This is a genomic window from Streptomyces sp. PsTaAH-124 (genome assembly GCF_000373685.1).
GTDB lineage: Bacteria > Actinomycetota > Actinomycetes > Streptomycetales > Streptomycetaceae > Streptomyces > Streptomyces andamanensis.
In genome coordinates, this window is sequence record NZ_KB892172.1 from 38,557 (window position 1) to 51,642 (window position 13,086).

Annotated in this window: 12 protein-coding genes; 4 read left to right on the forward strand and 8 right to left on the reverse strand. The window is 74.2% G+C overall.

The genetic code is table 11. The features are described from left to right. Positions 1-8: 8 nt before the first annotated feature. The 4 genes from B086_RS0119290 to B086_RS0119305 all read right to left on the reverse strand — a co-directional run bounded on the left by B086_RS0119290 (position 9) and on the right by B086_RS0119305 (position 5,950). Positions 9-1,628, reverse strand: a complete 1,620-nt coding sequence (locus B086_RS0119290) for an FAD-binding oxidoreductase (protein ID WP_018568072.1) — start codon at positions 1,626-1,628, stop codon at positions 9-11. Positions 1,629-1,734: 106 nt separating this feature from the next. Next, positions 1,735-3,144, reverse strand: a complete 1,410-nt coding sequence (locus B086_RS0119295; protein WP_018568073.1) for an MFS transporter — start codon at positions 3,142-3,144, stop codon at positions 1,735-1,737. Positions 3,145-3,151: 7 nt separating this feature from the next. Continuing rightward, positions 3,152-4,615, reverse strand: coding sequence for an aldehyde dehydrogenase family protein (locus tag B086_RS0119300; RefSeq protein ID WP_018568074.1), 1,464 nt, complete (start codon positions 4,613-4,615; stop codon positions 3,152-3,154). A 189-nt stretch (positions 4,616-4,804) separates the two neighbouring features. Continuing rightward, positions 4,805-5,950 carry a low temperature requirement protein A gene (locus B086_RS0119305; protein WP_018568075.1) on the reverse strand — a complete coding sequence of 382 codons (1,146 nt, stop codon included), beginning with the start codon at positions 5,948-5,950 and terminating at the stop codon, positions 4,805-4,807. A gap of 223 nt (positions 5,951-6,173) precedes the next feature. Here B086_RS0119305 and B086_RS0119310 point away from each other — a divergent pair, with 223 nt between their 5' ends. Further along, positions 6,174-6,521, forward strand: a complete 348-nt coding sequence (locus tag B086_RS0119310) for a tetratricopeptide repeat protein (protein ID WP_018568076.1) — start codon at positions 6,174-6,176, stop codon at positions 6,519-6,521. Between the two features lie 33 nt (positions 6,522-6,554). Here the strand turns inward: B086_RS0119310 and B086_RS0119315 are convergent, their stop codons facing one another. Both B086_RS0119315 and B086_RS0119320 read right to left on the reverse strand, forming a co-directional pair. After that, entirely contained in the window at positions 6,555-7,496 is a 942-nt protein-coding gene (locus tag B086_RS0119315) for a M56 family metallopeptidase (protein ID WP_018568077.1), read from the reverse strand. Positions 7,497-7,502: 6 nt separating this feature from the next. Continuing rightward, positions 7,503-7,925, reverse strand: a complete 423-nt coding sequence (locus B086_RS0119320; RefSeq protein ID WP_018568078.1) for a BlaI/MecI/CopY family transcriptional regulator — start codon at positions 7,923-7,925, stop codon at positions 7,503-7,505. A gap of 64 nt (positions 7,926-7,989) precedes the next feature. On the opposite strand from B086_RS0119320, the gene B086_RS0119325 reads away from it, so the two are divergent. Beyond that, positions 7,990-8,634 carry a peptide deformylase gene (locus tag B086_RS0119325; protein WP_026252573.1) on the forward strand — a complete coding sequence of 215 codons (645 nt, stop codon included), beginning with the start codon at positions 7,990-7,992 and terminating at the stop codon, positions 8,632-8,634. Between the two features lie 241 nt (positions 8,635-8,875). Here the strand turns inward: B086_RS0119325 and B086_RS0119330 are convergent, their stop codons facing one another. Next, positions 8,876-10,306 (reverse strand): dihydrolipoyl dehydrogenase family protein, encoded by a 1,431-nt coding sequence (locus tag B086_RS0119330; RefSeq protein WP_018568080.1) that lies wholly within the window; start codon positions 10,304-10,306, stop codon positions 8,876-8,878. Between the two features lie 184 nt (positions 10,307-10,490). On the opposite strand from B086_RS0119330, the gene trxA reads away from it, so the two are divergent. Next, the gene (gene trxA / locus B086_RS0119335) at positions 10,491-10,886 is read left to right on the forward strand and encodes a thioredoxin (protein ID WP_018568081.1); all 396 of its coding nucleotides are present in this window, start codon (positions 10,491-10,493) and stop codon (positions 10,884-10,886) included. 96 nt (positions 10,887-10,982) lie between these two features. Here trxA and B086_RS0119340 read toward each other — a convergent pair whose 3' ends face one another. After that, positions 10,983-12,026, reverse strand: coding sequence for a LacI family DNA-binding transcriptional regulator (locus B086_RS0119340; protein ID WP_037873701.1), 1,044 nt, complete (start codon positions 12,024-12,026; stop codon positions 10,983-10,985). A gap of 279 nt (positions 12,027-12,305) precedes the next feature. Between B086_RS0119340 and B086_RS0119345 the strand changes: the two genes are divergently transcribed. Then, the gene (locus tag B086_RS0119345) at positions 12,306-13,037 is read left to right on the forward strand and encodes a TetR/AcrR family transcriptional regulator (RefSeq protein WP_018568083.1); all 732 of its coding nucleotides are present in this window, start codon (positions 12,306-12,308) and stop codon (positions 13,035-13,037) included. Positions 13,038-13,086 lie beyond the last annotated feature (49 nt).

Sequence of the window (13,086 nt, forward strand, 5' to 3'; positions counted from 1 at the left end):
GCGGTGCGTCAGCGGGCGGCGGTCACGGACAGCGCGTGGTGGAACACGTCGCGCGGGTCCCACTTCTTCTTCACGGCCCGCAGCCGCGGCAGGTTGCCCTTCCAGTACAGGGTCTGCCAGGGCACCCCGGAGGTGTTCCACGCCGGGTCGGCCAGATCGGGGTCGGGGTAGTTGATGTACGACCCGTCGGCGTCGCCGTCCGGCAGCGGCACGCCCCCGGTGGCGGCGTAGAAGTCGCGGTAGAGGGCGCGCAGCCAGGCGACGTGCCGGTCGTCCTCGGCGGGGTCGGTCCAGTAGGTGAGAAAGTTGGCCTTGAGCATCGAGTCGCGCTGGGCGAGGGCGGTGGCGTCGGGCGCGACCTCGGTGACCTGGGCGCCGTAGGAGAAGAGGATCGCTCCGCCGTGCCCGGTGTAGGACGGGTCGCTCAGGTTGCGGTACAGGACGGCGAGCTGCGCGTCGGACCAGCCCCGGCGCAGATAGGCGCCCTTGAACTTGCCGCGGTTGTAGAGCCCGGTGTCGTAGTGGTCCTTCAGGGACTCCTTCAGCCAGGGCGTGCTGTGCGCGGTGGTGGTGTGCGGCGCGCTCACCCCGGCGGCGACGGTGTCGATGTAACTGTCCAGCAGTTGACGGGAGTCCGGCAGTGAGCCGTCGATCTGCGCGGTGAGGGAGACGGCGCCCTGGACGTGGTTGTAGAGCAGCAGGGCGCTGTTGAGCGTGTCGTAGTCGGTGCCGGGCTCGTTGTGGGCGGCGTGCCAGGCGTTGTGGTTGTGCACCAGGCGTGTGAAGTCCGCCTCGGTCAGGTCGGTCCACTTCCAGCTGGTGGACGTCTTCAGCAGGCTGTGCGGCGGCTTGGGCAGCAGGCCCGCCGGGTCGGTGCCGGTGGCGTCCGGGGAGCGGAACCAGAAGGTGGTCACGATCCCGAACTGGCCGCCGCCACCGCCGGTGTGCGCCCACCACAGCTCGCGGTGGGGGTCGTCGGGCTCGCGCGTGGCGACCACGCAGCGGGCGGTGCCGGCCGCGTCGACGTAGACCACCTCGACGGCGTAGAGGTGGTCGACGACCGCGCCGTACTTGCGGTTGAGCGGGCCGTAGCCGCCGCCGGTGACATGGCCGCCGACCCCGACGGTGGGGCAGTCGCCGGCCGGTATGGTCACGCCCCACTCCAGGTAGAGGGTGCGGTAGACCTGCCCGAGGGTGGCGCCGCCCTGTACGGAGAAGGCCCGGCGGGAGGCGTCGTAGCCGATGGCGTTCATCTCGGACAGGTCGATCAGGACGCGTACGCCCGGGTCGTCGACGAGGCCGTCGAGGCAGTGGCCGCCGCTGCGCACCGCGATCCGGGCACCGGCCGTGACCGCGTCCTGGACGGCGTCGACGACCTGGCGGGTGGAGTGCGTGAGCCGTATCGCGTCGGGCTGCGCGGCGAACCGGGCGTTGTAGCCGCGCTGGGTGAGGTCCAGGTAGCGCGGGTCCGACGGGGTCACGGTCACCGTGCCGACGGCGGCTGCGCCTGCGGCGGCGGCCTCGGCGGGGGCCTGGGGCGCCGCCTGCGCGGCCGGGGTGCCGAGCACGGCGGCGCCGCCGACACCGGTGGCGGTGCCGAGGAAGCCGCGGCGGGTCAGTCGAGCCATTTCCACTCCTTGAGGGACGAACTGGTCGGGTGGTACGGGCCGGTGGGGCAAAAAGTGCTGCCGCCCCTGGAGCGGACTCCGGGAACGGCAGCGGGGTGGGGGCGGGTCAGCCGGTGGCGCGTGCGGCGTTCTCCGCTGCGACCGCCGGGCGGACGGGGCCCGCCGCGGGGGCCGGTGCCGACGTCTGCCGCTTCACCATCAGGGCCGAGGCCACGGCGGCGACCATGCCGATCAGCGGCACCACGGCGAGCACACCGATCGCGGTGGACAGGCTCATCGCGCCGACCATGCCGCCGACCGCGGCGGAGCCGAGCGAACCGCCGGTGATGAAGACGAGCTGGAACACACCGGCGGCCACGCCGTGCACGGAGCTGTCCACCAGGTGCGGCACCGCGGCCATCAGCGCGACCTGGCCCGCGCTGAACCCGGAGACGCAGGCGGCCACCGCGATGACCAGGGCGACCGGCTGGCGCCCGGCGAGCGCGGCGAGCAGCAGCCCGGCCGCGCTGAGCACGGTGAGGGCGGTGACCAGGCGCAACGGGCCCACCTTGTGGGCGAGTCCGCCGGCCGTCCGCGACAGGATGGCGCTGACCACGCCGGTCGGCAGCAGGATCAGTCCGATCTGGGTGACGCTCAGATCGTGGTCCATGAGGATCAGCCGGGGCGCGGCGAACTGGATGATGAGGTAGCCGGCGAAGAGGGTGAAGCCGGCCACCGCGGCGAGCACGAAGCGGCTGTTGCTCACCACCAGGCGCGGCAGGAAGCCCTCGGGCACCCGGCGCACGTGCCAGACGGTGGCCGCGGCCAGGGCGACGGCGAGCACCGCCAGCACCAGGACGAGGCTCTCCTTCAGGTGGGTGGTGCGGGCCTGGAGGAGCACCGCGAGGGCCGCGGCGAGGGCGAGGCAGAGCACCGCGCCGCGTGCGTCCAGGCGTTCGGCGCGGGGCTGGGTGGGCGGCGCGATGCGCAGCACCCAGACCGCGGCGAGCGCGGAGAGTCCGGGCAGGGCGAGCGCGGCCTGCCAGCCGATCAGGTCGGTCAGGGCGCCGCCGAGCAGTGCGCCGCCGCCGGAGACGACGCCGACGACGGCGCCCATCGTGCCGATGGTGCGCCCGCGCTCGCGGGGTTCGGTGAACAGGCGGTTGGCGACGCCGAAGGAGAGCACGGCGGCGACACCGCCGCCGATGCCCTGGAGCATGCGGCCCGCGATGACGGCCGGGAACCAGGGGACGGCGACAACGAGGACGGTACCGGCCAGCAGCAGCACCATGCCGGTGACGATGGGCATGCGCAGACCGCGGATGTCGGCGAGGCGGCCGGCGAGGGCGGAGGCGACGGAGAGGGTCAGCGTGTAGCCCGCCAGCACCCAGGCCGTCGCCCCGGAGGCCACCGAGAGGCTGTCGCCGAGTGCGGGCAGTGCGATGGGCGTCGCGGACATTCCGAGCGCGCTGGGCGCCAGGAACGCGCCCAGCACGAGCCCGGCGGAGAGGGCGCCGGGGCGGGTTTGTTCGGACATTTCTACCTCAATCGACATTGACGTACACGGTCTTGTACTGCAAGTACTCCTCGATGCCCTCGGGGCCCAGCTCGCGGCCGTAGCCGGAGGACTTGTAGCCGCCGAAGGACGTGGAGTTCTCGAACGCCGCCCAGGTGTTGACCCAGACGATCCCCGCCTGCAACCGGGCGGCCACGGTGTGGGCGCGCCGCACGTCACTGGTGTGCAGTCCCGCGGCGAGGCCGTACGGCGTGCCGTTGGCGATCTCGACGGCCTCCTCGTCGGTGTCGAACGGCAGCACCGTGACGACCGGGCCGAAGATCTCCTCCTGCGCGATGCGCATCTGCGGGTTCGCGCCGGTGAACAGCGTGGGCTGGTGGAAGTAGCCGGGGCCGTCGTGTCCGCGCTCGCCGCCGTGGGCGACGGTGGCGCCCTCCGCGCGGCCGATGCCGACGTACTCGACGACCTTGTCCAGCTGCTGCCGGTGCGCCAGCGGGCCGAGCACCGTGTTCTCGTCCAGCGGGTCGCCCACCGGGACGGCACCCAGGACGCCGGTCAGCGCCTCCACCACCTGGTCGTGCACGGAGCGGTGCACCAGCAGCCGCGAGCCGCTCATGCAGAACTGGCCGGTGTTGAAGAACCCGGCCTGGAACGCGGCCTGCACGGCGGCCTCGATGTCCGCGTCGCCGAAGACGATGTTGGCGCCCTTGCCGCCGAGTTCGACGGTGACCTTCTTCAGCGTCCCGGCCGCCGCCGCGATCAGGCGCTTGCCGGTGGCCGTGGAGCCGGTGAAGGAGATCTTGTCGATGCCGGGGTGCTCGACGAGCGCGGCGCCGACCGTGGCGCCGTCGCCGGTGACCACGTTGTGCACGCCCTCGGGCAGTCCGGCCTCGGCCATGACCCGGGCGAGCACCAGGGCGGTCAGCGGGGTCTGCTCGGCGGGCTTGTGGACGAGGGTGTTGCCCGCGGCGAGCGCCGGGGCGATCTTGTTGACCGCGAGGTTCAGCGGGAAGTTGAAGGGCGTGATGGCGCCGACCACGCCGACCGGCTCGCGCCGGGTGTACTGGAGCGAGCGGGCGCCGGCCGGGCGGGCGGCGCCCTCCAACTGCTCGACCATACCGGCGTAGTAGCGGAAGATCTCGGCGGCGGCCCGTACGTCGAAGCCGCGGGTGAAGGTGATCGGCTTGCCGACGTCGAGGGTCTCCAGCCGGGCCAGCTCCTCCCCCGCGCCCTCGATGCCGTCGGCTATCCGCAGCAGCAGCCGGCCGCGTTCCTTGGCCGGCATCCCGGGCCAGGGGCCCAGGTCGAAGGCGCGCCGTGCCGCCTGCACGGCGCGGTCGAGGTCACTCGTCCCGGCCCAGGCCACCTCGCATATCGGCTGCTCCGTCGCCGGGTTGATGTCCTGGACGGTCTCTCCGGAGTCTGCGGGCTGGAACTTGCCGTCGATGAACAAGGAACCGTCGTCGACGGTCTGGGGCGTTGGGATCGTCATCGGACCACTCCTTCGGAGACGGATACCGGGGCTGCCGCACGCACCAGGCCCCGCGGCTGGGCACCTCAGAACGCTAGGGGCGGCGGAGCGGGGGCCGCCGGGCCGCGGCGGGGGGTCGGCACACTGCGTCAAGTCGCCGGAAACACCTGGCCATTTGACCGGGTCAGGGCCCAAGGGCGTGTCCGCGGCTCAGCGCTTGACGAAGATCAGCGGGACGTGCCGGCCGCCGGTGAGGAGGTAGTGCTCCAGCCCGTTGACGGCGACGAGCACGAAGGTGACGGCGCCGAGCGTGACCAGGCCCGGCACCCGGGGCGCGGCGGCGGCGACACCGAGCAGGGCGAGCCCGCCGCCGAAGCGGGTCACGGAGGCGGCCCCGAACATCCGGCGGCGGGTGCAGCAGAAGGTGAGCGTGAACAGGGCGGCCCCGGCCGGCAGCAGTCCGGCGGCGAGCCGGTGCGGGGTGGCCTCCGGCTCGGCGACGATCCGCTCGGCGCCCACGGCCACCAGCAACAGGCCGGAGACCAGGGCGAGATGGCCGTAGCTGAGCACGTCCCGCACGACGACGGAGGGCCGGGGGTGGGCGCGCAGGGCGTGGGCCACGGCGGAGGCGGCGAGGTGGAAGTAGAGCCACCACAGGCCGCATCCGGTGAGGAAGGCCAGGGCGACGGCGGTGAGTTCCGTCGCGCCGAGGTGGCCCCCGCCGGCCCAGGCGCCGACGGAGACGACGTTCTCGCCGAGCGCGATGATGATGAACATGCCGAATCGTTCCGGCAGATGGTTGACGCCGAACGCGAGCTGCCGCAGATGGCCGCTGAGCACGAGCGGCGCGAGGATCTCGGCGACCACGGCGATCGCCCACCCGGCGGTGCGCATCCCGTCCGGCAGCGCCGTCACCCCGAACAGCCCCAGCGCGAAGGCGAGTCCGGCCCGGTAGGGGTGGATGGTGTAGACGGCGCACTCCCGCCGGATGGCCTCCCCGATGAGCAGCCGCAGGGCGAGATAGCTGCCCGCGTACAGCAGCGCCTCCGGCCGGCTCTCCAGCGCGTGCTGCGCCGACATGCTCATCCCGTACGTGGCGAGCCCGGCCAGCAGCAGGAACACCCGCTGCGTGTTCGTCTCGTGCACGGCGTTCATCGCCATCACGACGTCCACCCACGCCCACCACAGCGGCACCAGGACCAGCAGGCAGCCGCCCAGCCGCGGCCAGCCCGGGTGCAGCGCCAGCACGTGCGCCACCTGGCCCACCCCGAAGGCGAGCACCAGGTCGTAGAAAAGTTCCGTCCATGTGGCCCGGTCACGCACGTCCGCACGCGTCCGGGCAGTGACCTCGGCCACCGCTGCACCTGCTTCCTCTCGGCCTACGCACCTACGAACCAAGACCTGCGACAGGAATCACGGATTGCAGCACTGACTGTGTACAGCGGCTCCGGGCGTAGCGCGGACGGGGTCCGGGCGGGCGGGGCATTGCGGGAAGTCGGCGGGCGGGCTTCCGCAACTCCGAGGAGTGGTGGAATTTTCAACCAATGACAGCGGTTGGACCGCCCGAAGGAGGTCACAAGTGGAGACCACGTACTACGACCACGGGACGGCGGCCGAGCGCTGGGAGCGGGCGGGCCGGTTCTTCGACGCGCGCGACTACGCCGGTGCGGCGCGGGTGCTGGGCGCGCTGGTGGAGGAGGTGCCGGAGCAGACGGGTCCGCGGCTGCTGCTGGCGCGGGCCTACTACCACTCGGCCCAGCTCGGCCGGGCCGAGGCGCAGCTGCGGATCCTGGTGGAGCGGGACCCGGTGGAGCAGTACGCCCGGCTGCTGCTGGGCCGCACCCTCCAGCGCCAGGGACGGCACGAGGAGGCCGCCGGTCAGCTGCGGATCGCCTCGGCCCTGGCCGGCGAGTTCGCGGACGCGTGAGGCGCGGGCCGCGCCGCTGTGGCGGGCGGCCCGCTACAGGGGCGTGGCCGTCTGGAGGACCAGGAAGAGGGTGACGGCGGAGTTCGCCGAGGACATGGCGGACACCGCCGCACCGGCGGCGGCGCCCCAGGCCGCCGCACCGGCCGCCGTGAAGAGCGAGGGCCAGTCGCGGACCGGGGGCGCGGGCGCCAGCAGGGCGGCCATCCGGCGGGGCACCGGTCCGGTGGCGGCGAGCGCCGCGAGGGTGGGCGCGGGCGCGGCGGCCGACCGGCCCGACAGCAGCGCCGCCCGGCCGATGGCCCGTGCCACCGTGCGCCGGTCGCCGACCGCGCGGGCCGCCTCCTCGTCGGCCCACCGCTCGGCGGTGTAGGCGACGGCGGAGCGCAGCGGGCGCAGGAACGGATTGGCGCGCGCCGCCAGGTGCACGGCGAGGAGATGGCGGTGGTGCCGGGCGGCCAGATGGGCGCGTTCATGGGCGAACAGCGCGCGCCGCTCGGCCGGGGCCAGGCCGGCCAGCAGGGCGGTGGTCACGACGATCCGCCCGGGGGCGCCGGGCAGCGCGTACGCGTAGGGCGACGCGTCGTCCGGGAGTACCGCGACCGTGCCGCCGCGCACCCCGGCCAGGGCCCGCCGGGCGCGCCGGGTCACCCGCCGGTGGCGCCACAGGGTGCGGGCGCAGGCCGCCGCCACCGCCGCCAGGGCGGGGATGGCGGCACGGCCCACGAACCCGTCGTGCGGTACGGCGGCTCTGACCTCGGGGTCGGACCAGCCGTCCGGCAGCGGGTTGCCGGGCAGCTGGGCGGTGCCGACGACCATGAGCAGCAGCAGGCACAGCGTGCTGCACACCGCCATGACGACGGCCACCGCCGTCAGCAGCCGGGTGGCGGTGCGCGGATGCAGATGCAGCTCGGCCAGGCGCGCGACCGGCCAGGCGGTCAGCGGCAGCACCAGCGGCAGGAGGACGAAGACTCCCATGTGCGGTCAGTGCTCCGTGCGGTCCTCGTCCGTGTCCCGGTCCCCGGGCGCGCAGCTCTCGTCCACCGACTCCAGCAGCGCGCGCAGCACCTGCTCGTCGCCGGGCGGCAGCGCGGTGACGAAGCTGGCGAGGACCGCCTCGCGGTCGCGCTCGCCGTCCAGCAGCCGGCGCATCCTCAGCGCGGCGAGCCGGGCCACGTCGGCGGTCGGCGTCCACACGAAGGAGCGGCCCCGGCGCTCGCGGGCGACCACGTCCTTGGCGAGCAGCCGGGTCAGGATGGTGACGACGGTGGTGTAGGCGAGGTCGCCGCCGAGCCGTTCCTGCACCCAGGCGGCGGTCACCGCGCCGTCGGCCTCACGGAGCGCGGCGAGCACCTGGCCCTCCAGCTCCCCCTGTCTGCGCCGGATCCGCCGGTCCTGCTCGGCCATGTCGGTCTCCCTCCGGCGTCGGCGTGCCGGACCACGCTACTTCACTCCGTGGCATGCTGACGGAATGGCTCCAGACAGCGCGCGTACGCCCCTTGCCGCACAGGTCGAAGAACTCCTCGCCGTGGACGGCCCGTTGCCCATCGTCACAGCCGGTGATCCGGTGCTGCGCGGCGCCGCCGAGCCGTTCGACGGTCAGTTGGAGCCCGCGTTGCTCGACCGGTTCGTCCAGGCGCTGCGCGTCACCATGCACGCGGCGCCGGGGGTGGGGCTGGCCGCGCCGCAGGTGGGCGTGGCCCTGCGGATCGCCGTCGTCGAGGACCCGGCGCCGGTGCCGGAGGAGGTGCGGCTGGCGCGCGGCCGGGTGCCGCTGCCGTTCAGGGTCCTGGTCAACCCCGTCTACGAGCAGGTCGGTCCGGACCGGGCCGCGTTCTTCGAGGGCTGTCTGAGCGTGCCGGGGTGGCAGGCGGTGGTGGCCCGGCACGCCCGGGTGCGGCTGCGCGCCGAGGACGAGCGGGGGCGCCCGGTGGACGAGGTGCTGACCGGCTGGCCGGCCCGCATCGCGCAGCACGAGACCGACCATCTCGACGGCACCCTCTACCTCGACCGCGCCGAGATCCGCTCGCTGTCCTCGAACGAGGTGGTGGCGGCCCGCTGGTCCCAGCCGACACCCGAGCGGGCGGCGGACGCGCTGGGCTTCCCGCTGGGGTGACGGGGGCGGCGCGGGCTCGCGGGAGCGGACTTCTCCGAGCCCGCCCACGGGACTGCCGGGTGGCCGGGCGGGATCCCTCGTACCGCGGGGTGGGGCAGCCACCGGACCCGCCATCCTCGCGGCCCGACACCCCACCGAGCCCCGATACTCGCCCGAGCGACCGGCACAGCTCCTCGGCCCGCCGACCCGCTCCCGTCCCTTCCCTCACCGGCCCGGAGGCACGGGACCGCACGCCCCGGGCTCAGCCCCGGTACGCCTCCAGCAGGCGCAGCCACACCTCGCTGATCGTCGGGTACGAGGGGACCGCGTGCCAGAGCAGGTCGACGGGGATCCGGCCGGCGACGGCGACCGTCGCGGAGTGCAGCAGTTCGCCGACGCCGGGGCCGACGAAGGTGACGCCGCGCAGGATGTGCTCGTCGAGGTCGACCACCATGCGGGCGCGGCCCCGGTAGCCCTCCCCGTACAGTCCGGCGCCCGCGACCGAGGAGAGGTCGACGTCGACGGCGCGGACCCGGTGTCCGGCCTGTTCGGCCTCCGCGAGGGACAGCCCGACGGCGGCGGCCTCGGGGTCGGTGAAGACGACCTGCGGGACGGCGTGGTGGTCGGCGGTGGCGGCGTAGGGCCCCCACGGCTGGGGTGCGGCGGGGACGGTGCCCGCGGCGCGGGCGCCGATGACGTCGCCCGCGATCCGTGCCTGGTACTTGCCCTGGTGGGTGAGGAGGGCGCGGTGGTTGACGTCGCCGCACGCGTACAGCCAGTCGGTGCCCTCCACCCGCAGGGTGTCGTCGACGGAGAGCCACGAGCCGGGTGCCAGGCCGACCGTCTCCAGGCCGATGTCATCGGTGCGCGGGGCGCGTCCGGTGGCGAAGAGGATCTCGTCGGCCTCGATCCGCTCGCCGGTGCCGGTGACGGCCACGACGGTGCCGTTCGCGCGGGTCACCGACTCCACCGAGGTACCGGTGCGCAGCTCGGCGCCGGCCGCGGTGAGCGCCGCGGCGACGAGTTCCCCGGCGAAGGGCTCCATGCGCGGCAGCAGTCCCTTGCCGCGCACCAGCAGGGTGACCTGGGAGCCGAGGGCCTGGTAGACGGTGGCCATCTCGGTGGCGACGACACCGCCGCCGACCACGATCAGCCGCCGGGGCACCTCCTCGGCGCTGGTGGCCTCGCGGCTGGTCCACGGCCCGACGCCGTCGAGACCGGGCAGCTCGGGCAGGCTCGCCCGGGTGCCGGTGCAGACGGCCACGGCGTGCCGGGCGGTCAGGGTCCGCCGCTCGCCGTCCGGGCCGGTGACCGTGACGGTACGGGGACCGGCGAGGCGGCCGTGGCCGCGGTACAGGTCCGCCCCGATGCCCTCGACCCAGGCGACCTGGCCGTCGTCGTGCCAGTGCGAGGTGTACTCGTCCCGGCGGGCGAGGACCGCCGCGGTGTCCAGCGGTCCCTGCACGGCCTGGCTCAGTCCGGGCAGGCGGCGGGCGTCGGCGCGGGCGATGACCGGGCGCAGCAGGGCCTTGCTCGGCATGCACGCCCAGTAGGAGCACTCGCCGCCGACCAGCTCGCTCTCCACGATCGCGGTGGACAGGCCCGCCGCGCGGGTGCGGTCGGCGACGTTCTCGCCGACCGGTCCGGCTCCGAGCACCACGACGTCGTACGCGAGGGTTTCCGTTTCCGTCATGGGGTCAGTCTGGTGGGTGGCGTGTCCGGTGGCCACAGGGACCCACGGGCCGGGTGGCGGCGGTGCGCGCCGGTGACCAGGTGGGTTGCCCGGTCGGCCGCTTGGGTACGCGCGCGGAATAGCCCGTAGGGTCGGCCGTGTTGTGCGGACGGCTCAACCCGACATCAGGAAGAGGAATCACGCCATGAGCAGCACCGTGGAGCTGACCAAGGAGAATTTCGACCAGACGGTCACGGAGAACGAGTTCGTTCTCATCGACTTCTGGGCGTCCTGGTGCGGGCCGTGCCGTTCGTTCGCCCCGGTCTACGAGAAGGCGGCGGCGGACAACCCGGACCTGGTGTTCGGCAAGGTGGACACGGAGGCGCAGCCGGAGCTGGCGGCGGCCTTCGGCATCCAGTCGATCCCGACGCTGATGATCGTCCGTGACCAGGTGGCCGTGTTCGCGCAGCCCGGCGCGCTCCCGGAGGCGGCTCTGACCGATGTGATCGGCCAGGCCCGCAAGCTGGACATGGACGAGGTGCGCAAGGCGGTCGCCGAGCAGCAGGCACAGGCGGAGCAGTCGGAGCAGTCGGGCGAGTAGCGGACACCGCGGGCAGCCGCCGGCCGGTCCGGTGGCCGCCGGGCGCCGCGGGGCCCTCCCTGACGGGACGGGCCCCGCCGCCGTGTCCGGGCCCGGTCAGCTGGATTCGCGGTGCACCACGGTGGCACCCCGCACCGTGCGCCGCTCCGGTGCGCCGCCGGGGTCGCGTACGGCGCGGTCGACCAGCTCGGCGAGGTCGCGGCCCGCGGGCAGCTCGATGTGCACCGTGCTCAGCCGGGGCCGCAGCAGCCTGCCGAGCATCAGGTCGTCGGCGCCCACCACGGCCGTCTCCTCGGGCACGCGCAGGCCCACGTCCTGGAGGGCGCGCATCAGGAGCATGGCGTACTCGTCGTTGTAGGCGAACACCGCGTCCAGGCCGAGCGCGCGCCAGCGGGCGGCGAGCCGGGCCGCCGACTCCTCGTTGTAGCCGAGGGGAAGCTCGGTGACGGTCCCGTCGGTCCCGCTCAGGGCACGCCGTACGCCTTCCAGGCGAGGCCGGGAGAACACCCCGAGCCCGCGTTCCTCGGGGACGACCACGCCGATCCGGCGACGGCCGCGGGCGTACAGATGAGCTCCGGCGCGGTGGCCGACGCTGTGGTGGTCCAGGAGCACGGCGTGCGCCCCCTCGACGGCCTCGGGTCCGATGGTGACGACGGCCCGCGCCCCGGAGCGCCGCAGCACCGCGACCCCCTCGGGGCCGATGCCGGTGCCGGGCACCAGGACGGCGACCGGGCGCAGTTCGGCCCAGGCGCGGGCGGCCTCCTCGCCGCGCAGGCCGACGCTGCCGTGCTGCACGACGGTGTAGTCGAGGCGGCCCAGCGCCCACTGGAGCTCGTCGATGAACCCGTGGTACAGCGGCCCCATCGGGACGGCGGGCGTGGGCATCAGGACGATACGGCTGTGCCCGGCGCGCAGGCTGCGCGCGGCGGCGTGGGGCACATAGCCCAGTTCCTCGGCGGCGGCGCGGACCCGGCGGCGGGTGGGCTCGCTGATCCGCACGGCGCTGGTGTTGTTCAGGACGTAGGAGACGGTCGCGCGCGAGACACCCGCGAGACGGGCCACATCGGCACTCGTGGGGACGGAGTGCGGCAGTGGGGGTGTCGTCGACGAGGGCGCGGCGGCCTTGGGTATCTGCACCATGACGTACCGCATCTTGGCAGAAGCGCAAGGGAGTTGAGCGCGCGGGGGAAGCATCCCGGCCGGGTGCGCGACGGCCCGGTGGCCGACGGGGGACGCGTCGCGGGCGGCGCGATCGACGCCGAAACGATTCGTCGTACGCAGGTGATGCGTCGTACGCGGGTGATGCGTCGTACGCGGGTGATGCGTCGTACGCGGGTGATGCGTCGTGCGAGCACGACGCACCCCGAACATGTTCGTCACGAACTTGTTCGGAGCGAACATGTTCGTTACGGTGCAGACATGACCGCACGCCCCGACACCCCCCGCAGCCGCCGCGACCGCCCCGCCAAGCCCGCCCTGACCCGGGAGGGCATCGTCGCCGCGGCGGTCGCCGTGCTGCGCGCCGAGGGCCTGGCGAAGGTGACCATGCGGCGCCTGGCCCAGGAACTCGACACCGGCCCGGCCTCGCTGTACGTGTACGTGCGCAACACCGCCGAGCTGCACGCGGCCGTCCTGGACGAGCTGCTGGGCACGGTCGGCGCGGCACCCGCGCCCGAGGAGGGGGACTGGCGCGCTCGGCTGGAGGGGGTGCTCACCGCGTACGTCCGGATGCTGCACGCCCATCCGAGTCTCGCCCGCTCCGCGCTCACCGCCCGGCCCAGCGGCCCGCACTACCTGAATCTCATCGAGACACTGCTCGCCCTGCTCGACGAGGGCGGCGTCCCGCCCGAGCGGGCGGCGTGGGGCGTGGACCTGCTGCTCCAGCACGCCACGGCGACGGCCGCCGAGCACTCCGCGCGAGGCACGGCCACCACCGGACAGCGGGACACCGGCTCCGACACCGACACCGACTCCGACGCCGACTGGGACGCGCTGACCCGCGCCCTGCACGGCGCCCGCGACACCACCCATCCGCACATCGCCGCGCTCGCGGGCCCGCTGCTGTCCGGGGCGCCCGAGGAGCGTCTGACCTGGGGCATCCGGGCCGTCATCAGCGGTATCGCGCACACCCCGGTCCCGGGCTCCGACTGATCCCTCACGCCTGCGCCCCACCCCATCCGCGCCCTCGCCGCACCTGCAC

Bases quoted from the DNA above. Each gene is read 5' to 3' on its own strand.
- B086_RS0119290 (WP_018568072.1), bottom strand. From the start codon at position 1,628: ATGGCTCGACTGACCCGCCGCGGCTTCCTCGGCACCGCCACCGGTGTC.
- B086_RS0119295 (WP_018568073.1), bottom strand. From the start codon at position 3,144: ATGTCCGAACAAACCCGCCCCGGCGCCCTCTCCGCCGGGCTCGTGCTG.
- B086_RS0119300 (WP_018568074.1), bottom strand. From the start codon at position 4,615: ATGACGATCCCAACGCCCCAGACCGTCGACGACGGTTCCTTGTTCATC.
- B086_RS0119315 (WP_018568077.1), bottom strand. From the start codon at position 7,496: ATGGGAGTCTTCGTCCTCCTGCCGCTGGTGCTGCCGCTGACCGCCTGG.
- B086_RS0119320 (WP_018568078.1), bottom strand. From the start codon at position 7,925: ATGGCCGAGCAGGACCGGCGGATCCGGCGCAGACAGGGGGAGCTGGAG.
- B086_RS0119325 (WP_026252573.1), top strand. From the start codon at position 7,990: ATGGCTCCAGACAGCGCGCGTACGCCCCTTGCCGCACAGGTCGAAGAA.
- B086_RS0119330 (WP_018568080.1), bottom strand. From the start codon at position 10,306: ATGACGGAAACGGAAACCCTCGCGTACGACGTCGTGGTGCTCGGAGCC.
- trxA (WP_018568081.1), top strand. From the start codon at position 10,491: ATGAGCAGCACCGTGGAGCTGACCAAGGAGAATTTCGACCAGACGGTC.
- B086_RS0119340 (WP_037873701.1), bottom strand. From the start codon at position 12,026: ATGGTGCAGATACCCAAGGCCGCCGCGCCCTCGTCGACGACACCCCCA.
- B086_RS0119345 (WP_018568083.1), top strand. From the start codon at position 12,306: ATGACCGCACGCCCCGACACCCCCCGCAGCCGCCGCGACCGCCCCGCC.